This window comes from Micromonospora echinaurantiaca (assembly GCF_900090235.1).
In the GTDB taxonomy this organism is placed as follows: domain Bacteria; phylum Actinomycetota; class Actinomycetes; order Mycobacteriales; family Micromonosporaceae; genus Micromonospora; species Micromonospora echinaurantiaca.
In genome coordinates, this window is sequence record NZ_LT607750.1 from 1,615,958 (window position 1) to 1,636,639 (window position 20,682).

10 protein-coding genes and 1 pseudogene are annotated in these 20,682 nt (G+C 73.3%); 9 read left to right on the forward strand and 2 right to left on the reverse strand.

Features of this window, described 5'->3' with window-relative positions; translation table 11 throughout:
- Positions 1-173: 173 nt before the first annotated feature.
- A pseudogene (locus GA0070609_RS07470) lies at positions 174-890 on the forward strand (helix-turn-helix domain-containing protein); the annotation flags it as partial.
- Between the two features lie 276 nt (positions 891-1,166).
- On the opposite strand, the gene GA0070609_RS07475 reads toward GA0070609_RS07470, so the two are convergent.
- Positions 1,167-4,775 carry a S8 family serine peptidase gene (locus tag GA0070609_RS07475; protein ID WP_157748075.1) on the reverse strand — a complete coding sequence of 1,203 codons (3,609 nt, stop codon included), beginning with the start codon at positions 4,773-4,775 and terminating at the stop codon, positions 1,167-1,169.
- Between the two features lie 247 nt (positions 4,776-5,022).
- On the opposite strand from GA0070609_RS07475, the gene GA0070609_RS07480 reads away from it, so the two are divergent.
- The 7 genes from GA0070609_RS07480 (at position 5,023) to GA0070609_RS07505 (ending at position 18,905) form a co-directional block, all read left to right on the forward strand.
- Positions 5,023-5,991, forward strand: a complete 969-nt coding sequence (locus tag GA0070609_RS07480) for a TrmB family transcriptional regulator (protein ID WP_197700227.1) — start codon at positions 5,023-5,025, stop codon at positions 5,989-5,991.
- A 139-nt stretch (positions 5,992-6,130) separates the two neighbouring features.
- Positions 6,131-9,082: a helix-turn-helix transcriptional regulator gene (locus tag GA0070609_RS07485; RefSeq protein WP_172899303.1), complete on the forward strand. Its 2,952-nt coding sequence runs from the start codon at positions 6,131-6,133 to the stop codon at positions 9,080-9,082.
- 74 nt (positions 9,083-9,156) lie between these two features.
- Entirely contained in the window at positions 9,157-9,303 is a 147-nt protein-coding gene (locus GA0070609_RS33085) for a hypothetical protein (RefSeq protein WP_157748076.1), read from the forward strand.
- Between the two features lie 83 nt (positions 9,304-9,386).
- Positions 9,387-12,116, forward strand: coding sequence for a S8 family serine peptidase (locus GA0070609_RS07490; protein WP_172899304.1), 2,730 nt, complete (start codon positions 9,387-9,389; stop codon positions 12,114-12,116).
- Between the two features lie 60 nt (positions 12,117-12,176).
- Positions 12,177-15,062, forward strand: a complete 2,886-nt coding sequence (locus GA0070609_RS07495; RefSeq protein ID WP_157748077.1) for a protease-associated domain-containing protein — start codon at positions 12,177-12,179, stop codon at positions 15,060-15,062.
- Positions 15,063-15,406: 344 nt separating this feature from the next.
- A complete protein-coding gene (locus tag GA0070609_RS07500) occupies positions 15,407-18,226 on the forward strand; it encodes an ABC transporter permease (RefSeq protein ID WP_157748078.1) in 2,820 nt (939 codons plus the stop codon).
- Positions 18,227-18,281: 55 nt separating this feature from the next.
- Complete coding sequence (locus tag GA0070609_RS07505) at positions 18,282-18,905, forward strand: dihydrofolate reductase family protein (protein ID WP_088993137.1); 624 nt, start codon at positions 18,282-18,284, stop codon at positions 18,903-18,905.
- Positions 18,906-19,080: 175 nt separating this feature from the next.
- Here GA0070609_RS07505 and GA0070609_RS07510 read toward each other — a convergent pair whose 3' ends face one another.
- Positions 19,081-20,091 carry a GlxA family transcriptional regulator gene (locus GA0070609_RS07510; RefSeq protein ID WP_231928570.1) on the reverse strand — a complete coding sequence of 337 codons (1,011 nt, stop codon included), beginning with the start codon at positions 20,089-20,091 and terminating at the stop codon, positions 19,081-19,083.
- Positions 20,092-20,214: 123 nt separating this feature from the next.
- Here GA0070609_RS07510 and GA0070609_RS07515 point away from each other — a divergent pair, with 123 nt between their 5' ends.
- The gene (locus GA0070609_RS07515) at positions 20,215-20,631 is read left to right on the forward strand and encodes a hypothetical protein (RefSeq protein ID WP_197700228.1); all 417 of its coding nucleotides are present in this window, start codon (positions 20,215-20,217) and stop codon (positions 20,629-20,631) included.
- Positions 20,632-20,682 lie beyond the last annotated feature (51 nt).

The window sequence follows — 20,682 nt, forward strand, 5'->3', positions numbered from 1 at the left end:
CAACAATCGAGCAACGATCCTGTTGCGAATAGCTTGCATAATCCCAGGTAGAAGGTCGGAAATCGTTGCAACGGCTCTGCTTCTAACGCAACGAGCATCAGGCGCTCCGTTGCAATGGAAGGGGAGTGAACGCTAAGCTGGCGGCGTCACGCAGGCGGAAGAGGGAGATCGCGATGCCGGGGGGCAGGCTCACCCAGCAGGAACGCCAGCAGATCGCGCTGGGGTTGGCCGACGGGCTCGCCTACGCGGAGATCGCCCGACGTCTCGACCGCCCCACTTCGACGGTCACCCGTGAGGTGATGCGCAACGGCGGCCCCACCGCCTACCGGGCCGACCTGGCCCACCGCGCCACCGAACGCCGCACCCGCCGGCGCCGGCAGACCGCTCCGCGCGCACAGCAGGTGCCCGCGCAGGCCCACGGACGCGACGCCGAGGCGGTGCGCGAGTACGAGGAGACGTTCACCACCCTCCTCATGCAACAGGGCCTGCCGAAGATGATGTCCCGGGTGCTGACCTGCCTGTTCACCGCCGACGCGGGCAGCCTCACCGCGTCCGAACTCGTCCAGCACCTCCAGGTCAGTCCGGCGTCCATCTCCAAGGCGACCACGTTCCTCGAAGGCCAGGGCCTGATCCGCCGGGAACGCGACGAACGCCGCCGCGAGCGCTACGTCGTCGACGACGACGTCTGGTACCAGTCGATGATCGCCAGCGCCCGATCCCACGCCCAACTCGCCGAGACCGCCCGGCAGGGCGTCGGCGTCCTCGGCTCCCACACCCCGGCCGCCACCCGCCTGGAGAACATCGCCCGCTTCGTCGACTTCGTCGGCGAGAGCATCATCCGCGCCGCCGAACAGGCCCGCGAGATCCTCTACACGAAGACCGAGGCGGCCTCGGGCGGCATTCCCACCACCGCAGGCCCGGACCGCACCTCCGATCGTCAATCCGAGAAGGCGGGCCCGGCGCCGGACACGGCCTGACGCCGGTGCCCGCACACACCGCCGACCGTACGTGCGTCGACGCCGTCAAAGGCGTGGGCGGTGCCGGGCGACGAGGGTGGGGTCGCCCGGCACCGCCGGTCGTGGACAGCGACCGGAGCAACGCTGTCCACGGTGCCGGTCGGGCCCGCACCGCCGCGGTGACGCGGCCGGCCCGTCCGACGGGTGCGGTCAGGGAAGCACCTTCCAGGCCCGGGTGATGGTCTGGTCGATGCGGTTGCCGGCGCGGTCGGTGGCGGTGACCCGGACCGTGGCGAACCGCGCGCCCGCCGGTGCGGCCGGCATGGTCGCCGTCACCGTGCCGGTGCCTCGGGCGGGCACCTTCCGCCAGTGGGCGCCGTCGTCGTAGGACACCCGCACCGTGACCTCGAACCGCCCCGGCCCGGTCGCGCCCGGCTGGTAACCCGGCTTGAGCGACAGCCGGTACGGCTGATCGGCGCGGACCGCGTTGGACAGGTCGGTCCGGATGTCGTAGCGGAGCTGCGGCAGCGCCAGCACCTGCGGCTCATCGCCCTTGGGCCGCCCGGAGCGGAACGTCCAGGTGGTGGAGGTAGCGGTCGAGGTGGTCCACCAGACCCGCTCCGGGAACCGGTCCCGGGTGACGTCCAGGGTCAGCTGGTAGGTCCGGTTGCCCGGGCCGACCGTGAACTGTTGCGACGATCCGGTGCTGGTGCCGACGACCTGGTCACCGCGGCGCAACGTCAACCGGGCCCGGTCGGAGCCGCCGTCGATCCAGCCGTACGCCGCCGCGGCGCCGTCGGCGTACTGCGGAACGGCCACCCGGATGGTGTCGTGCCACCGGTTGACCGGCGTCCCGTACGGGTAGTTCGGCGCGCCCGCCGGCACGGCGGGCCGGGTCAGGGCCGGGAACCACACCTCCCGCGTCCGCTCGCCGGGCCGGTACGCCCGCAGCGGGCCGTACATGGTGCCCTGGGTGCCCTGCCGGTTCTCGCCCTCGGCGGTGGCCTGGGCGCGCCAGAGCACCCCGTTGGTGTTGACGTGGTCGGTACGCCGCTGCGCCGCGGTCACCGACCGGTTGAAGCTGAACGCGACGCTCACCCCGTCCGGGTAGCCGGCCCGCGAGTCCAGCGCCCGCATCTCCGGCGCGTGCTGGTGGAACTCGTTGTCCACGGTGGCCAGCGCCAGTTCCCGCGACGTGTAGTGCAGGTCGGCCGGAATCCGGTCGGGCTCGGCCAGCAGCAGGTCGTAGTGGTAGGGGCTGGTTGCCACACCGGTCAGCTCGACGGTCACCTTCCCCGCCGCCAACCGCTGGCGCAGCCGCTGGCCGTCGGCGTACTCGACCTGGTAGGCCGGTACCGGTGAACCGTAGCCGCTCGCGTAGATCTTCCCGGGCTCGTCCGGGGCGAGGAGCACGACCACGGCGCCGGCCGCTGCCGCGGCCCGCAGCTGCTCCGCGACCGCCTCGTCGCCGACGTACCGCAGCAGCAGCGCCGCGCCACGGGCGGCGCCCAGCCCGGCCGGCCCGCCGTCGCCGCCGTCGACCAGCGGCAGCGTGTGGGTGCCGTCGAGCAACGGCGCGTACTCCACCGGCAGCGGGCGAGCCAGCCGGAAGCCGCCGGCGCCGGTCACCTCGGCGGTCAGCTCGGGGGCGCTGAGATCCCACCGGCTGAAGAACTGGAAGGTGCCGGTGGAGACCGGCCGGGTCGGCACCGCGTAGACCCGCTGGACGTTGGACGGGTTGAACGCCCAGCCGGACAGGTTCGACCGGCTCCCGGCGGTGCGTTGCCACGAGATGGCGCCCCGACTGATCACTGTCGGGTCCGCGACGTCCATCCGGATTTCGTTGCCGGCGCGTGCGTCGATGCGCACGGTGCGGTCCGCGTCGACGAGCAGCTCCGGGTCGCCCGCCACGGTGACGTCCTTCTCGACGCCACCGGCGTCCAGGGTGTGCACGAGCGTCATCAGCGAGTACCGCCCGGCGGGCAGCTCCACCGTCGCCCGGCCGTCGGAGAAGAACCCGTAGTGCTGCGCGCCGGTGTCCAGGTTCCACAGCTCCGCCCGGTCGGGGAACCCGGTGGCCGGCCGACCGTCGCGGTTGGTCGCCTCGATGGTGAGGGTGTGCGCCGGCGGGGTCACGCTGAGGCCGACCGGGGTCCGCAGCCGCAGTCCGGCGGCGGTCGCGGTGAGCACGCCGGCGTACTGGTTCGGCCTGGTGGCCGCGGTGTCCAGCCGGACGGTCGCCGTCGCCCGTCCGCCGGCGGCGATGGTCAGCCGGGCCGGCGTGACGGTCAACGCGGCGGCCCGGCCGGTGGCGCCGGTGTCGGTGGCGGCCACGGTCAGATCGAGCGTGACCGGCTTCCGGCCGGTGTTGTGGTACGCCACGTCGGCGCTTCGCGGACCGGAGCCGGCCGGCACCTGCCCGAGCACGACGTTGGCGGTGTCCACGCCGACGGTCTGGCCCAGCGCCGCCGGAACGTCCAACCGGCCCACTCCCTGCGCCCAGACCGGCGCCGTGCCGACCGGCTTGGCGGTGCCGACCAGCGCGGCCTTGAGTCGTTCGGGCCGCCAGTCGGGACGGGCCTGGGCGAGCAGCGCGGCCGCGCCGGCCACGTGCGGCCCCGCCATCGAGGTGCCGGACATCGCGGTGTACGACCGGTCGACCAACTGGCCGAGCGAGGTGCCCGCCGCCCGGGCCGCCACGATCCCGACACCGGGCGCGGTGATCTCGGGCTTGACCGCACCGTCGTCGAGGCGCGGGCCGCGGCTGGAGAAGTCGGCCAGAACGTCCTGCTTGGACACCGCGCCGACGGTCAACGCGGCGGTGGCGATGCCCGGCGTGCCGACGGTCTGCGGCCCGGGGCCGGAGTTGCCGGCGCTGACCACGAAGAGCGTGTCCGAGTTGGCGGTCAGCGCGTCGACCGCCTCGCTGACCGGGTCCGGGCCGCCGTAGGACGGCGCGCCGAGGCTGAGGTTGACCACGCGGGCGCCCTGGCGTACCGCCCACTCCATGCCGGCGATGACCCAGGAGAGGTCGCCGTAACCGGAGTCGTCGAGGACCTTGCCCACCAGCAGCCGGGCGCCCGGGGCCACGCCCCGGCCGCCGGCGCGGCCGGCCTTTCCGCTGCCGGCGATGGTCGCGGCGATGTGCGTGCCGTGCCCGAACCGGTCGACCGCCGTACCGCCCTCGGTGGTGAAGTCCGCGGTGGCGGACACCCGGCCGGCGAGGTCCGGGTGGGTGGGGTCGTAGCCGCTGTCGAGCACCGCCACGGTGACGCCCCGCCCGTCGTATCCGGCCTTCCACGCGGCCGGCGCGCCGATCTGGGGCACGCTGTCGACCAGGTCCGCGCGGACCCGACGGTCCAGCCACACCCGCCGTTCGCCGGCGGCGAGGGTACGCGGCCCGGTGGTCAGTGCCGTCCAGAGCGCCCGCGCCTGCGACTTGCGTCCGGTGACCGCGACCGCGCCGATGCTGGACAGGACGCGGGTCCGGGTGGCCCCGGGCGGAGTCTCCGGCACCGAGGCCCGGGCGCCGGCGGTGGCGGGCGCGCCGGCCACGAGCAGCGGAAGGGTGGGGCTCGCCGCGTCGTGGTAGCCGTCGGCGACGAGATCCGTGACGTTGAACAGCGCCTCGTCCAGCACGCCGGTGGCGACGTACGGCACCGCCTCGTCCGGCACCACGTAGACGTCACCGTCGCGGTGGGACAGTCGGAAGCCGTGCCGGTCGGGCCGGCCCCGGTCGTCGATGGTCGCCTCCTGCCGGCCGTCGGCGAACCGGGTGAGCCGCACGACGTCACCGTTGATCAGCGTGACCGTGTACACCGAGCCGGGAGTCGCGGTTGGCGCAACTGCGTCAGCGGCGACGGCCGTCGCGGCCGATGGCGTAACGGCGACCACGGTGATCGCCGCCACCGCGGCGGCGAGCACCCTCCGTAATGAGCTGAACACGAGGCCCCCTTCGACGTGCCGGCCCTACGGCAGGCAGCGTCACACCTCGTCAACGGGACCGTAAAGGATCTAGAGTCAGCGCAGCTGAGACATGGCCCAGATGCGCCAGGGGAGGACCATCGTGCTTGGACCGGCCGGGCTGAGCGCGGCCGAGGAGACGGCCTACCTCGCGCTGGTCCGCCAGGGCGGTGCGACGCTGACGCAGCTGACCGCCCGGACCGGACTCAGCCCCGCCCAGGTGCGCCGCGCGGTGCTCTCCCTGCACCGCAAGGGCTTCGTGCACCACACCCCGGCACCCGAGGAGCGGGTCGTACCGGTTCCCCCGGAGCTGGCGGTGGAACAGCAGGTCCGCCGCCGCCAGGAGGAGCTGGAGGGCGTACGGGCGGCCGCTCACCGCCTCGCCCAGGAGGCACGCAGCCGGGCCAGCAACCGGCGCACCGAGGAGCTGATCGAGATCGTCTCCGGCCGGGCGGCCGTCGCGCAGGCCTTCGACCGGTTGCAACGCACCGCCCGGCAGCAGATGCGGGTGCTGGTCGCCCCGCCGTACGCGGTGCCGAAGGACGTCAACCGCCAGCAGTTGGAACGGCAGGCCGCCGGGATCACCTACCGGGCGGTGTACGACGTCGACGCGCTGACCGATCCCGGTTTCGTGGCCAGCGTCGTCGTGCACGTGCAGGAGGGCGAGCACGCCCGACTGGCGCACGGCCTACCCACCAAGCTCGCCGTCGCCGACCGGGAGCTGGCCCTGCTGCCGCTGGCGTGGACGCAGGCGGCACACGACGCGGCGTTGCTGGTGCACCCGTGTGGCCTGCTCGACGCGTTGATCGCGCTCTTCGAGACGGTCTGGAACCAGGCCACGCCGCTGTCCGTGGCCGACTCCGCCGACCTCGCCGCCGCCACCGCGGTCTCCGCCGCCGACCGGCACCTGCTGTCGCTGCTCGTCGCCGGCCTGACCGACGAGGCGGTCAGCGCGCGGCTGGGCGTCAGCCGCCGCACGGTGGTCCGTCGGGTGCAGCACCTCATGGAGCTGACCAACTCGCGGTCGCGGCTGCAACTGGGGTGGCAGGCCCGCGACCGCGGCTGGCTCTGACTCACCGTCTCCTGAGGAGCCCGGCACGCGGCGACGGACGCCCCGCCGACCACGGGACGACGGTTGCTGCGGGCGACCACCTGAACGATGATCACTGTCAGCTGTGGACGCGTGAGCAGGCGAGCTGTAGGGGGCAGTGGTGGTCGGCGAGGTCGCTCCCCACTCCGGTGCGGCCGATGTGGACGTCGGTGGGGTGGCGGCGCCGCTGCTGATCGGCCGCGACGGGGACCTCGTCCGGCTGGGGCAGGTCCTCACCAACACCTCGGCACTGGTGCTGATCGAGGGGGAGGCCGGGGTCGGCAAGAGCCGCCTCCTGGACGAGTTCCTGTCGTCCCCCGCCGGCGCCGTCCATTCCGCCCTGACGGCGGTCTGTCCGCCGCTGCACGAGCCGTACACGTTGGGACCGATCGTCGAGGCGCTCCTGGCAACCGACGTCGACACGGTGGCGAACCTGGACCTCAGTGGCCTCGCCGGTGCCTTGCGGCCGCTGTTCCCCGAGTGGGCAGAGCACCTGCCACCGGCTCCCGAGCCGGCGGAGGACGCGAGCGCCGCCCGCCACCGGGTGCTCCGGGCACTCGCCGAACTGCTCGACAAGCTGGGGGTGAACCTGCTCGTCGTCGACGACGCACAGTGGTCCGACGACGCGACCCGGGAGTTCCTGCTGTTCCTGGCCGAACGGTACGGGCAGGGGCCGAGCCTGGTGGTGGCCTACCGTCCGGAGGACCTGGTCGGGGACCCGTGGTTGCTGCACCTGTCGGGACGCCTCAGGCCACACCGCGCACGGCTCCGACTCGTCCTCAACCCGCTCGATGAGTCCGAGACCGCGGCGCTGGCCTCCTCGATGCTGGCCAACCAGCGGCTCTCCGCCGAGTTCGCCCAGCATCTGCACGCGCACACCGAAGGGGTGCCCCTCGCCGTGGAGGAGTGTGTGCGACTCATGGCCCGACGCGGCGACCTGGTCCGCCGCGACCAGGGCTGGAAGCGGCTGCCACTGGACGAGATCGTGGTGCCCCCGACGGTGCGGGACACCGTGCTGGAGCACGCCAGCCGCCTGGACCAATCCACCCGATCGGTGCTACGAGCCGCCGCGGTCGTCGCCGACCCCATCGCCGAGCAGATGTTGTCGCAGATCAGCGAACTGCCGCCCGCCGAGTTCGCCGCCGGGCTGGCCGAGGCGATCGCGCACCGCCTGCTGCACCTCCGTGACCACCTCCGGGTGTCCTTCCGCCACGTGCTGGCTGGTCGGGCCATCTACGACGCCACCCCCGAGCGGGAACGTCGTACGCTGCACGAGCGCGCCGGGCGGGTGCTCGAAACCGTGACCCCGCGACCGCTGGCGCAGCTCGCGCGGCACTTCCGCCACGCCGGTGACGGCAAGAGGTGGGGCAGGTACGCGGAACTCTCCGCGGACGTGGCGTTGGAGACCGGCGACGAGACGACAGCGGGCGCGCTGCTGCACGACGTGCTGACCAACGGCGACGTGCCGGCCGAGCAGATGTGCGTGCTGGTGGAGAAGGTGCCGTTCGGTTCCTTCACCGGTCCGGGTCGCCTGCGGGACCTCGCCGCCGCCGTCCGTCGGGTCCTCGGCCGGGGCGTACCCGATCCGGGTGTCGAGGCGAACCTGCGGTTCCAGCTCGCCCGGATCCTCAACGACATGGAGGAGTTCGACGAGGCGCACGCCGAGCTGGAAAGGGCGCTGCCGCACCTCGATCGTCAGCGTGCCTCGCCCGCCGTCGCCATGATGCTGCTCGGCTGGCCGCGCGGCCGCCCACCGGCGGCTCGGCACCTGACCTGGCTGGACCGGGCGGCGGAGTTCGCGCGGTCACTGGAGCCGTCGGACCGGCTGCGCGTCGCGGCCGGCCGGGCTGCCGCCCTGCTGCAACTCGGTGACGAGCGTGGCTGGGTGGAGGCCGCGCACATGCCAACCGCGGCCCGGACCGTCAGGGACCGCCGGATCATCACCGTCGGCTACCTCAACTTCGGTGACGGGGCCATGCGGTGGGGGCGGTACGCGGAAGCCGGCCGCTGGCTCGCTACCGCGCGTCGCCTCGCGGTCGAGTACGAACAGGTCAGGATCACCGATCTCATCGACTCCACCCAGTTGCACCTCGACTGGTTCACCGGAGCCTGGGACGGCCTCGCGGAGCGGTCGGCGGCGCTGGCGGACACGGACGACTTCCACCCGGTCAGCCGGGTCGAGCCGATCATGATCAGCGGCCTGCTCCGGATGGCGGCCGGCGACCTCGTCCAGGCCGCCGAGGAGATCGAACGCGTCGTCGCCGGCGCGCGGGACGCCGGCGCCTGGGACACGGTCGCGGAGGCGGTGGCGACGTTGGTGCAGATCCGGCTGCGCGAGGGCCGGCCCGACGAGGCCCTGACGATCTCCCGGGACCCGTGCGAGGTCGTCGCGGAGAAAGGGGTCTGGCTCTGGGGCACCGACGTGGTGCCGGCCCGTGTCCAGGCCCTGCTCGCCGTCGGTGCCGTGCCGCAGGCACAGGACCTGGTCGAGGCGTTCGCCCGAGGGCTGGGCAGCGGGCGGCTGCCGGCACCGCAGGCCGCCGTGCTGGACTGCCGTGGCCTGCTCGCCGAGGCCGCCGGCGACCACGCCTCGGCGGCGGGCCTGTACGGGCAGGCCGCCGCGGCCTGGGCGGCGCTTCCCCGGCCGTACAGCGCGGCGCTGTCCCGCGAGCGGCAGGCAGGGTGCCTGATCCGGGCCGGTGCCGTCCCGGACGGGCTCGACCTGCTCACCGACGTCCTGAGCGGATTGTCCTCCCTGCCGGCGAAGCTCGACGTGGACCGGGTCGCTCGCGTCCTGCGTGCGCACGGACGCCCGGTGCCGCGCGTGTGGCGCGGCGGCCGGAAGGGCTACGGGTCCGAGCTGTCGCCCCGCGAGTTGGAGGTCGTCGCCCTCGCGGCCGAAGGGCGGACGAACCGGGAGATCGCCGATGCCCTGCACCGCTCACACCACACCGTGGCCAGCCAGATGAAGTCGGCGATGCGCAAGCTCGGGGTCTCCTCGCGGGCGGCCCTGTCCGCCCGGGCGATCGCCACGGGACTGGTCTCCGAGCCGGGCACGGCGGCGGGCGACTGACCCGCGGGCGATCCGGATTGTTTCCCTCACCTGAGGGATCGCAGCACCGTCTCGCGGTTGACCACGATGCTGGCATGCCGCATCGCGATGACCCTGATCAGGACGAGACGACGTCGTCGGAGGCCGCCCGCCCGGCCGATGTACCCGGCGAGTCCCGCCCCGGGGCCGGACCGGGCGACGAGACCGACGTCGAGGACGACGACCGATATCTGCCGCTGTGACCAGCCACGGTCGGCGTCCCCACCGTCCTCCCAGACGAGGAGCCACTATGCGCCTTGCCCATCCGAGACGAAGAATCACGACCGTGGTGGTGGCCGCCGCGGCCACGGTACTCGCCCTGAACGGTGCCGCCACCGCGCTCCCGTCGACCACTCCGGACCCGCGGAACGCAGCCGCGGCGAAGGCCAAGATCCGCCCGCAGCTGCAGACCCAGTTGAGTGCCCGGGAGTCGACCGTGGACTTCTGGGTCTACTTCGACGCGAAGGCGGACCTGGCCAAGGCCAGCGCGATCACCGATTGGGACGCGCGCGGCACCGCGGTGGCCAAGGCCCTGCGGCAGGCCGCCGACGAGAGCCAGCGGGCGGTACGCGAGGAACTCTCCGCCTCCGGCGTCACCTACCGGAGCTTCTGGGCGACGAACGCGATCAAGGTGACCGGCGACCAGGCCCTCGCCGAGCGGCTGGCTGCCAGGAGCGAGGTCAGTTCGCTGCTGCCGTCGTTCACGGTCGACCCGCCCCCGATCACCAAGGGTGTCGGCCGGCAGGCGGTCGACGCGGTCGAGTGGGGAGTCGCGAACATCAACGCCGACGACGTGTGGGACCAGTTCGGCGTACGCGGCGAGGACATCACGGTGGCCTCGATCGACACCGGCGTCCAGTTCGACCACCCGGCGCTGGTGCGGCAGTACCGCGGCAACAAGGGCGACGGCGTGTTCGACCACAACTACAACTGGTTCGACGCGGCCGGCACCTGCGGCGGCGCGCCCTGCGACGGTGACGGGCACGGCACGCACACGATGGGCACCATGGTCGGCGACGACGGCGCCGACAACCGGATCGGGGTGGCCCCCGGAGCCCGGTGGATCGCGGCCAACGGCTGCTGCCCGGACGACGCCGCGCTGATCAGTTCCGGCCAGTGGCTGCTGGAGCCGACCGACCTGAACGGGCAGAACCCGGATGCCAGCAAGCGGCCGCACATCATCAACAACTCGTGGGGCACCACCACCCCGTCGGACGCCCCGTTCCTGGAGGACATCAGCCTGGCGTGGACCGCGTCGGGCATCTTCGGCGTCTGGGCCAACGGCAACAACGGGCCGGGCTGCCGGACGAGTGGCGCCCCAGGCAGCCGGAAGATCAACTACTCGGTCGGGGCGTACGACTCCGACCACACGATCGCACCGTTCTCGTCGCGCGGGGCCGGCCAGGACGGCGAGATCAAGCCGAACCTCGCCGCGCCGGGCGTGAACGTCCGGTCGAGCATGCCGGGCGGCGCGTACGCCAACCTCAACGGCACCTCGATGGCGAGCCCGCACGTCGCGGGCGCCATCGCCCTGGCCTGGTCGGCGGCGGCCGCGATGGTGGGCGATATCGACGGCACGCGGTCCCTGCTGGACGGCACGGCCATCGACAACCCGGACAGTCAGTGTGGCGGCACCGACGACGACAACAACGCCTTCGGTGAGGGCCGACTGGACGCGCTCGCACTGCTGAAGCAGGTACCGCGAGGCACCACCGGGCGGTTGGGCGGCACCATCAGCGACGCCGAGACCTCGACGCCGCTTCCCGGTGCCACCGTCACGATCACCGGGCCGGTCAGTCGTGAGGTGACCACCGACGCCGACGGGGCCTACCAGTCGGGTGCCCTGCCGGTCGGCAGCTACACCATCGGGGTGCGGAAGTACGGCTACGCCTCCGGCGCGTCGGAGGCGCAGGTCCGCGAGGGCGCGACCACGACGGCCGACGTCAGGCTGGTCGCCCAGCCGATGAACACGGTCAGCGGCACCGTCACCGACGGGTCGGGGCACGGCTGGCCGCTGTACGCCAAGGTCGTCATCAACGGCTATCCGCTCGGACCGGTCTTCACCGATCCGGTCACCGGCCGGTACAGCCTCCGGCTGCCCCGATCCGCGTCGTACACCATGCAGGTCACCGCCCAGTACCCCGGCTACCAGGCCACCCAGCGGACGTTCGAGCTGGGAGAGACGGACCTGGTCCAGGACGCGGCGCTGACCGTCGACGAGTCGGCCTGCACCGCCCCCGGCTACCGCTTCAGCGGCGTCAGCGAGGACTTCGACGACTGGACCGACGCCGGCACCCGGAACGGCTGGCAGACCTCGGGCAAGCCGAGCTGGCGGTTCGACAACCCCGGCTACCGGCCGGTGCCCGACGGCGGCGACGGCAGGTTCGCCATCGCCGACTCGGCGACCGGCGGCGGGAAACGGTACGACACCAGCCTGACCTCGCCGGCGATCGACCTGTCCGGCGACGCCGCCCCGCAGCTCACCTTCCACACCTCCTACTACCCGGACGACGCCAGCCAGCGGGCCGACGTCGACGTGAGCACCGACGGCGGTCGGACCTGGAAGACCGTGTGGCGGCAGACCAGCGACCACGCGTTCGGAAAGGTCACCCTGCCGCTGCCACAGGCCGCCGGCCGCGAGGACGTCCGGATCCGGTTCCACTACCAGGGCCGCGACGCATGGTGGTGGGCGGTCGACAACGTGTTCGTGGGCACCCGCGCCTGCCGACCGGTCGAGGGCGGGTTGGTTGTCGGGTTCGCCGACGACCACGACACCGGGGCGCCGGTCTTCGCGACCGTGGCCCGTACGGGGCAGCCCCGGGAGGCCGGCACGGGCGTCACCACGCCGGTCGACCCGGCCCTCGGTGACGGCCTGTACTGGGTGTTCAGCTCCGCGGTCGGCCGCACCGACTTCACCGCGAGCGCGACCGGCTACCAGACCGCCACCGCGACGATCCCGGTCGGCAAGGACACGGTCGTGACCCACGACTGGTCACTGGTGCGGGCCGATGGCTGACCTGCCGTACGACGCCGCGCACCGCCATCCCGCCACCTCACCTGCCGCAAGGAGCGATTCGTGAACACCTCACGCAGCAACCGCCGCCCTCGGCGGAGACATCGGCTACGCCTGCTCGCCGCCGCCACGGCGGTGCTGACCCTGCTCGGTACGGCCGGCGCCGCCGCCGCGAGGCCGGACGAGCCGACCGCTCCGGCACCGGCCGGAGCCGCCGCCACCGCGGACGGCCTGCGGGCCGTCTCGCTGCCCGGGCTGACCAGGTCGACCTACACGATCACCCTGATCACCGGCGACGAGGTCACGCTGACCCGCGACGGCGGCCGCTACATCGTCACCGCCATCCCGGCGGCACGGGCCGACGGCACCCGCCCGACCATCGACGTCGAGGTCCGGACCGGACCGGGCGGGACGGACACCCTCCTGCACGCGCTGCCCAGCGATGCGCAGGCGCTGGTCGCCGGCGGCGTCGTCGACCGGAAGATCTTCGACGTGGCCTGGCTCGCCGCCCAGGTGGAGCGCGGTGCCAACACCCCGCTCGGCATCACCGTCAAGTACGGTGACCGGCTGGACGCGGCGGCGCTGGACAAGCGGGTGTCGGGCCTGCCCGGTGCGACGACGGCCGCGAAGCACCCGGAATCCGGCACGGTCGACCTGCGCGTCGACCCGCGCCAGGCCGCCACGTTCTGGGCCGGCTTCAAGGGCAAGACCGGCGTCGGCGAGCTGAGCGACTACCTGTTCGACCGGGTCACCCCGAAGCTCGGGGGCGACGCGGTCGCGCTCTGGCCCACCGGGCTCCGCTCGGAGAAGGCCGAGCCGCAGACCGACACCGGGCAACCGACGTATCGGGTCACCCAGACCTACAAGAGGACGAACGGCGAACCGTTCTACTGCGGCACCCGCCTCATGACCATCTGCCCGACGTTCGGCTTCCTGCTCGCACAGGTCGCCGGGAACGCGGTCGGGTCCGGATACGAATCGGTCAGCGCGCGTTGCCTGGACAACGATCCGTGCACCACCTTCGAGGCGACGTTCGAGGTGCCACCCGGCACCTACCAGGGCGGCGGGCACGCGCTCTTCCGGCTCGACGGCCGGGACCAGCAGCTCAACCTGGAACTGCCGGAGTTCACCGTCACCGGCGACACCACCCTCACGCGCGACGCCGACGCCGCCCGCCAGTTGACGGTCGGCACCCCCCGGCCCACCGAGACGTTCGTCGCCTCCCGGACCACCTTCCGCACCTTCAGCAACGGCCAGGGCGGCGGCACCCTGAGCTTCACCGGGTACGGCAACTCCAGTTTCTGGGCCATCCCCAGCCCGCCGGTGACGGTCGGCACCTTCCACCTCGGGACCAACTGGGTGCTCGGCAAGCCGATGGTGACCATGACGGCCACCACCCCCAAGCGGGTCGCCCTGAAGCCCATGCTGCCGACCTACTGGTACCGGAGTCCCGGCTTCGAGGTGGTCCGGTTCAGCGGCCGGCAGACCCTCCAACTGGTCGACGGCGGACTCGGGCGGGCCGCGGACTACGACCGGATCACGGCCAAGGGCAAGATCGTCCTGCTGCGGATCGACGCCGACAAGCCCGCCGGCGGGCAGTGCAACGTCGGCACCGAGCAACTGATGCGAGCGCGGACCGCCGGTGCCGTGGCGGTGCTCGTCGATCCGATCTCGTCCGGTGGGCCGTGGCCCACCACCGTCTGCCCCATGCCGGTCGCGCCGGACTGGTGGTCCTCCCCGCAGGAGGTGGCCGACATCCCGTACGCCGCCATCTCGACGGCGGAGGCCGAGAACCTGCGCGGCCTGCTGCGCCGTGGCCCGGTGAAGATCGACGTATCGGGATACGACTCGGTCAGCCCGTACGTCTACACCCTGCACATCTACCAGGAGGGGCGGATCCCGACCTCGCTGCACACCGAGGTCACCGACAAGCAGCTTGCCAAGGTCGACACCTCCCTGCACGGCACCCAGGCACAGCCGGCCAGCCTGATCTACTCGGCCTTCCGGCCGAACGAGACGGCTGTCGCCGGGGTCCCGTACAGCTACCTCACCGACAGCGTCCGGTTCACCACCTACCGCGGCCCGGTCTCGCCCGACCTGGTCCGGAACCAGTTCTACGAGCCCTCCGGCGGGCAACCGGGTGTCCGTACCATCGACGTCGCCGACCGGGCCGGGCCGGCGAGCGCCCGGTGGACCTCCCGGCCGCTCGTGCCCGGCGCGCCGGCACTGTCCCCCCAGATCTTCCGGTCGCAACCAGGCAAGTGGGAGGGTGACTGGTCCAACGAGATCTGTGCCTTCTGCCGGCAGGGCGACACGTTCTACCCGATCACCTACCTCGTGTCCGGCGCGGCGCCGGACCACCTCATGGGCTCGTACGTGTTCGAGCCCCAGAACGTGCACATGTACGCCGACGGCCAGGAGCTGCCCCAGGCCAACTCGCTCATCTGGGGTGCCACCTACCACCTCCCCGCCGAGCCTCGCCGCTACCGGCTGACCGCCCACAACGGCGCCACCACGACGACGTGGAACTTCACCTCCGCCGCGGCGACCCGGAACGAGCCGCCGAAGGGGTCCAAGTGCCCGGAGGGATCGGGCAGCCCGTGCCACGCCGACCCGTTGCTGTTCCTGCGGTACGACGTCGGCGCCGACCTGGGCGACGCGGTCACCGCACCCGGCCGGCACCAGATCACGGTCACCGCGTACCACCAGGTGGCCGCCGCGCCGGCGGTGAAGCGCGTCGCCCTCGCCATCAGCACCGATGGCGGGGTCACCTGGAAGACGCTCCCGACGAAATCCAGGGGCGGCGGCAACCACACCGCGAGCTACCAGGTCCCGCAACTGGCCGACACCACCGGCACGGTCAGCATCAGGGCCAGCGCGGAGGACGCGGACGGCAACACCGTCGAGCAGACGGTCCTCGACGCCTTCCGCCTCACCAGCCGGCGCTGACGCCACTCCCAGGTCCGCCGGGCACGTCCAGGACGTGCCCGGCGGCTGGGGAAGTGTCACCTCGACAGGCGTGCTCGGCGTCCGGGCGGTCGGTGGTTGGCCGGCCGACCCGGGTCAGCACGCCGGCTGATCGAGCGGATCGAGGGATCGATCGCGCGCGTGTAGTTCCGTAGCCCGTGCCGAGCGGTACGAGGGCTGGGCGTCCCTGGCAGACCGCTGCGACCGGACCGTCCGGATCCGCGACGGGCGGATCGGGTAGCGAGCACAATCGCATCGATGGCGGCGTTCGGTCGGCCCGGTCCGGCGGACGTCCACAATGCCCGAGCGGAGAAGAAGTCCCACCGATGTTGCGGATGGTCTGGTCACAGCTGCGGAACACGCCCGGCCGGAGCCTGGCGGTGTTCGCCGCCGTGCTGGTCGCGACCACCGGGTTCACCGTGCTCACCGGTGCCGCCAGCACCTCCCGGCTGGTCGCCCAGGGCTCCGTCGACGGGCAGTTCCGGCCGTCGTACGACATCCTGGTCCATCCCTCGGCGCCGGTCGCCGGCCTGCTCGACCAGACCCGGCCCACCGCGGCCTACGGCGGGATCGGCCTGGACCAGTGGCGGCGGATCGAGCGGATCCCCGGGGTCGAGGTGGCCGCGCCGCTGGCGGTTCTCGGCCTCGCCGACATCCGGCCGGACCTGAGGGTGGACGTGACCGACCAGATCGACCGGTCGGCCGAGCGGCAGGTCGTCGAGGTCGCCGCCCGGATCAGCGGGGACCGCGGGCTGAGCAGGCTGACCACCGCGCCGACCTACGTGTACGTGTCCCGCCGGCCCCTGGTGCCGCTCGCCGGCCAGAGTGGGCGGCTGTACGTCTACGCCGACGGCACCCGGGTCAGCCAGTCCACCTCCGCCGCCGAGTGCCCGGGCACGGGTGGCGGCGGCACGCTGGAGGTGCAGCCCGACGGCCGGCGCCGGCAGGTCTGCCAGACCGCGGTCGGCAGCTTCGACCCCGACGCCCGGCGGACCGGAGTCAGCGACATGCAGGCGTACCAGTTGCTCGCGGACGGCAGGTTCCGGTTGGCCTCCGTGTTCACCACCGGCCGCCCAGCGTCGGCCGTTCCCGCCACCGCTCGGCTGGAGGTCCGGCTGCCGGCGGTGGTGCCGGTGCTGGTCGCCGGAATCGATCCAGCGGCGGAGGCGCGCCTGGTCGGCCTGGACCGGGCGGTCCGCCAGGGTCGTTATCTGACCGGCACCGATGCCGTCGCCCCCGTACCCCCGTTCAACCGGCTCTTCCCGTCGTCCACGGCCGGTCCGGCCGGCCGGACGCTGCCGGTGCTCGCCGCCAACGACCTCGGCCTGGACGAACGGATCGACCTGGCCGTGTCCCGGCTGACCGGCCCCACCGCCGACCGGGTGCCCGGCACCGCGACGGAGGCGCTCTGGACTCTGCTGCGCGACTCGGCGAAGACGCCGCCGCGGGCGGTCCAGCACGACCTGGCGCAGGTCTACCGCGCCCGGCTCGACGCCGCCCTGGCCGAGCAGGCCCCGCTGTCCGGCATCCTGGCCCTGCTCCGGCCCGGACCGTTGGCCTACACACAGCAGCCCGACGGAGTCGCCCGGGTGCCGCCCCGATCAGGAGCCGACCCGACCGACCCGGCGATCGAGGACGTGTGGCGCGACTCCTGGCTCGGTGCGGGCGGCGTCGGGACGGCGGATCCGGTGAGTCTGCTCGGGCAGTCGGAGTGGTCGGTCACCCCGGTGGGCAGCTTCGCGCCGGACGCGGTCGACGCCCAGGCCGCGCAGCAGGCCCTCGACCTCTACCGCCCGGCCCCGCCGGTGGGCGCCGACGCGCGCTCGCGCGACCTGCTCGGCGACCGCCCGCTGCTGCCGGGCGACGACCCGCTGGGTTACCCGCACCGTCCACCCGGCCTGGTGACCAGCCTGACCGCGGCCGGTGAGCTGTACGCGAGCCTCGGCTCGGCGATGACCGCCGCACCGCTGAGTTCGGTGCGGGTCCGGGTCGCCGGGATCGACCGGTTCGACGAGGTGGCCCGGGAACGGGTCCGGATGGTGGCCGACGAGATCGTCCGGCAGACCGGCCTGACCGTCGAGATCGTGCTGGGCGCCGCCACGGTACGCAGCCCGGTGCTGCTGCCCGCCGGCCCGCTCGGCCGCCCCGACCTCACCCTGTCGGAGGCGCGTACCCGCAAGGGTGTGGCGGCCGAGATCGTCACCGCCGTCGACCGCAAGAACGTCCTGCTGCTGGGGCTGCTGCTGGTGGTCTGCGCGCTGCTGGTGGGAAACGCGGTGTCCACCGCGGTCCGGGTCCGCCGCCGCGAGCTGGCCGTCCTGGCCTGCGTCGGCTGGCCCGGCTGGCGCCTGAGCCTGCTGGTCCTCGCCGAGACCACGGCACTCGGCCTGGCCGCGGGGCTGCTCGGCGCCGGGCTGTCGGGTCCGCTCGCCCAGCTCGCCGGCGTACGGGTCTCCGGCACGGTGACCCTGCTGTGCGTGCCGATCGCGGTGCTGCTGACTGCGGCGGCGAGCACCCTGCCCGCCCTGCGGGCCGCCCGTACCCGGTCGGCGGAGGCGCTCCAGGCGAGTGCGGCACCCGCCCGCCGGGCCGCCGCGCGGTCCGTCGCCGGGCTCGCGGCGGCCAACCTGGTGCGGGCGCCGGCGCGCGCCCTCGCCGGGGCGGTGAGCCTCGCCGCCGGCGTCGGCGCGGTGACCCTGATCGCCGCCGCGCTCTGGGCGTTCGACGACGGCATGGTCGGCTCGCTGCTCGGTCAGGCGGTCTCCGTGCAGGTACGCGGAGTGGACCTGGTGGCGGTCGGCGGGGTGCTGCTGTTCGGGGTGCTCGGCGTGGCCGACGTGCTCTACCTCAACGTACGGGAACGATCGGCCGAGTTCGCCACGCTCCGGGCCGTCGGCTGGCCGGATGCCGCGCTCAACCGGTTGCTGATCTATGAGGCGCTCGGCGTCGGGGCCCTCGGCTGCGTCCTCGGGGTCGCCGCCGGCCTCGGCTCGACCGCCCTGCTGGTCGGCCGGGTGGACGGCCGGCTGGCGGTGCTGGCGCTGGCCGTGACCGCGGCTGCGCTGCTGCTGACCGTGCTCGCCGCACTGGTACCGGCGATCCTGATCCGGCGGCTGCCGACCGCCGCGCTGCTCAGCGACGAATGAGGCGGCCAGCAGTCTCTGCTAACTCCGATGTCTTCGACCAGTCACAGGAGGAACCATGAGCACGACCGAGCGGCGAGGCCTGGTGAAGGCCGCGATCACCGTGTCCCTGGACGGCTACATCACCGGTCCCGACGACCGCCCGGGTCAGGGCCTCGGCGTCGGCGGCGAGCGGCTCCACTACTGGGTGATGGGCGGCCCGTGGACCTACGAGACGGATCACGAACCCGGCGCCGGCATGACCGACGCGGACCGGGCCTACTACGACGCGCTGCTGGAGGGCACGAGCGCCGGCCTGTGCGGCCGGGGCATGTACGACAACGCCGGGGCCTGGGGCGGCCGGAACCCGTTCGGCGGCACCCTGGTCGTGCTCACCCACCGCACCGCGGACCAGCCCGATCCGGGCACCGGTTTCCTCATGGTCGACGGGTTCGAGGAGGCCCTGGCGGAGGCCCGGCGGGCGGCCGGCGACGGCGCCGTCGCCATCGGCGGGGGTGCTGACGTCATCCGGCAGGCGCTCCGGGCGGGGGTGGTCGACGAACTCGGCATCACCACCGCTCCGGTCGTCCTCGGCGGTGGGAAGCGGCTCTTCGAGGGCTTCGACCGGGACGTCGACCTCAAGATCCTCTCGGTCCACCACTCGCCGTACGCCGTCCATGCCCGCTACGCCGTCGTGCGTTGACCCCGCAGATCGAGGTCCCCACCGTGCTCGCGGGCCCGCCCGGGACGGCGGGACCGGCCGGTTGGTGACCTGGGGGAGCGGGGCCCGGCCGCGCGGCGGGTGAACCCTTCGGGCCGGACACCCGGCAGCGACTCCGGTACCGGGGCTGGCACCGACACCGCCGTCGTCGAGGGCGCTACGAGGACGCCCGATCCGCCGGCGTCGTGGCGTCCGCGCGGTCGCCGGACGTGGACTGGGTGGCCCGGTAGTGCGACGGCGAGACGCCGTAGGTGGCGACGAACGCCTGGCGCAGTGCCTCGACGGTGCCGAAGCCGCAGCGACCCGCTATCGCCGCCACCGTCAGGTCGGTCCCGGTGAGCAGGTGCGCGGCCGCCTCCACCCGGGCCCGCCGGACGAACCGGCCGGGCGTCACGCCCAGCTGCCGGCGGAACAGCCGGGCGAGATGCCGCTCGCTGACCCCGGCGAGCCGGGCAAGCGTCGCCGCGGCGAGGTCCTCGCGCAGGTGCGACGAGATGTACGCGACGGTGTCCCGCACCAGTGCGTGCCGGATCGCGGGCGGTGCCGTGAACATGCTCATCTGCGCCTGGTTGCCGGGCCGCTGGAGGTAGGTCACCAGGTGGCGCGACACGTCCCTGGCCAGCGCCGGACCCTCGTCGGCCTCGATGAACGCCAGCATGAGGTCCAGCGCCGCCGTCACGCCCGCCGAGGTGCACACGTCGCCCTCGGCGATGAAGATGGGATCGCTGTCGAACCGCACCTGCGGAAACCGCGTCTGAAGGTACGCCGCGTGGTGCCAGTGCGTCGCGACCCGCCGTCCGTCGAGCAGGCCGGCCGCGGCCAGCACGCCGGCGCCGGTGCACACCGACGCGACGCGGCGCGCCTCCCGGCCGAGTCGACGGACGTGGGCGACCAGGCGCTCGTCCCGCATCGCGTCCACGTAGCCGATGCCGCCGCAGACGATGAGCGTGTCCAACGGTCCACGAGCCCGTTCCAGCGCCAGCTCGGCGTTCACCACCAACCCGGTGGCGGTGCGGATCGCGGCGCCGCCGGGGGAGGCCAGCCGGAGCCCGTAGATCGCCCGGCCCCGCAGGTAGTTGGCCATCTGCATGGACGCCGTCACGCAGGCGATGTCGAGCAGTTCGGCCGCGGGATAGCCGACGACCAGGACGCGACGGGTGCTCCCCACGGTGCCACGCTACGTTCCGCGCCGGCCGGTGGCGACATGTCCGCAGGACAGCCAGCCCAAGTATTCGGACCAACGCCGGGCCGAGCGTCGCCTCGACGACAGCCCGCCGCGCACGGTGGGTCCATGACAACCACCGACCCGGCCACGCCCGCCCACAGCCGATCCGGACGCCTCGTACGCCCGCTGGTCCGCCACTACGTCGAGATGGTCGTCGCGATGACCGTCGGCATGATGGTGATCGGCGCCCTCCGCTCGTTCCTCGGGCTCACCGTCCCGTTCGCCGAGCGCCCCGGCGCCGCGTACCTGTTGATGGCGACGGACATGGCGATCGGCATGGCCATCCGGATGGGCGTTCGCCGCCACCCGTGGGCCGCGACCGTCGAGATGTGCGCGGCCATGTACGTCCCGGTCGCGCTGGTGCCCCTGGTGTGGACCGGGGTCATCGGAACGATGCCGTTCATGATCGCGGTCCACGTCCTCATGCTGGCCGCCATGCTGGCCGTGCTCCTGCGCCGCCGCCAGCAACTCGCCCGCTGCTGACCCGGGCGACCCCGCGCCAGCCCACCCCAGACCGTCCCCGAGCCAGGAGTC

What these genes read in the sequence shown, in the direction of transcription:
- GA0070609_RS07500 (WP_157748078.1), top strand. Translation starts at nt 15,407, where the DNA reads ATGTTGCGGATGGTCTGGTCACAGCTGCGGAACACGCCCGGCCGGAGC.
- GA0070609_RS07505 (WP_088993137.1), top strand. Translation starts at nt 18,282, where the DNA reads ATGAGCACGACCGAGCGGCGAGGCCTGGTGAAGGCCGCGATCACCGTG.
- GA0070609_RS07515 (WP_197700228.1), top strand. Translation starts at nt 20,215, where the DNA reads ATGACAACCACCGACCCGGCCACGCCCGCCCACAGCCGATCCGGACGC.
- GA0070609_RS33085 (WP_157748076.1), top strand. Translation starts at nt 9,157, where the DNA reads ATGCCGCATCGCGATGACCCTGATCAGGACGAGACGACGTCGTCGGAG.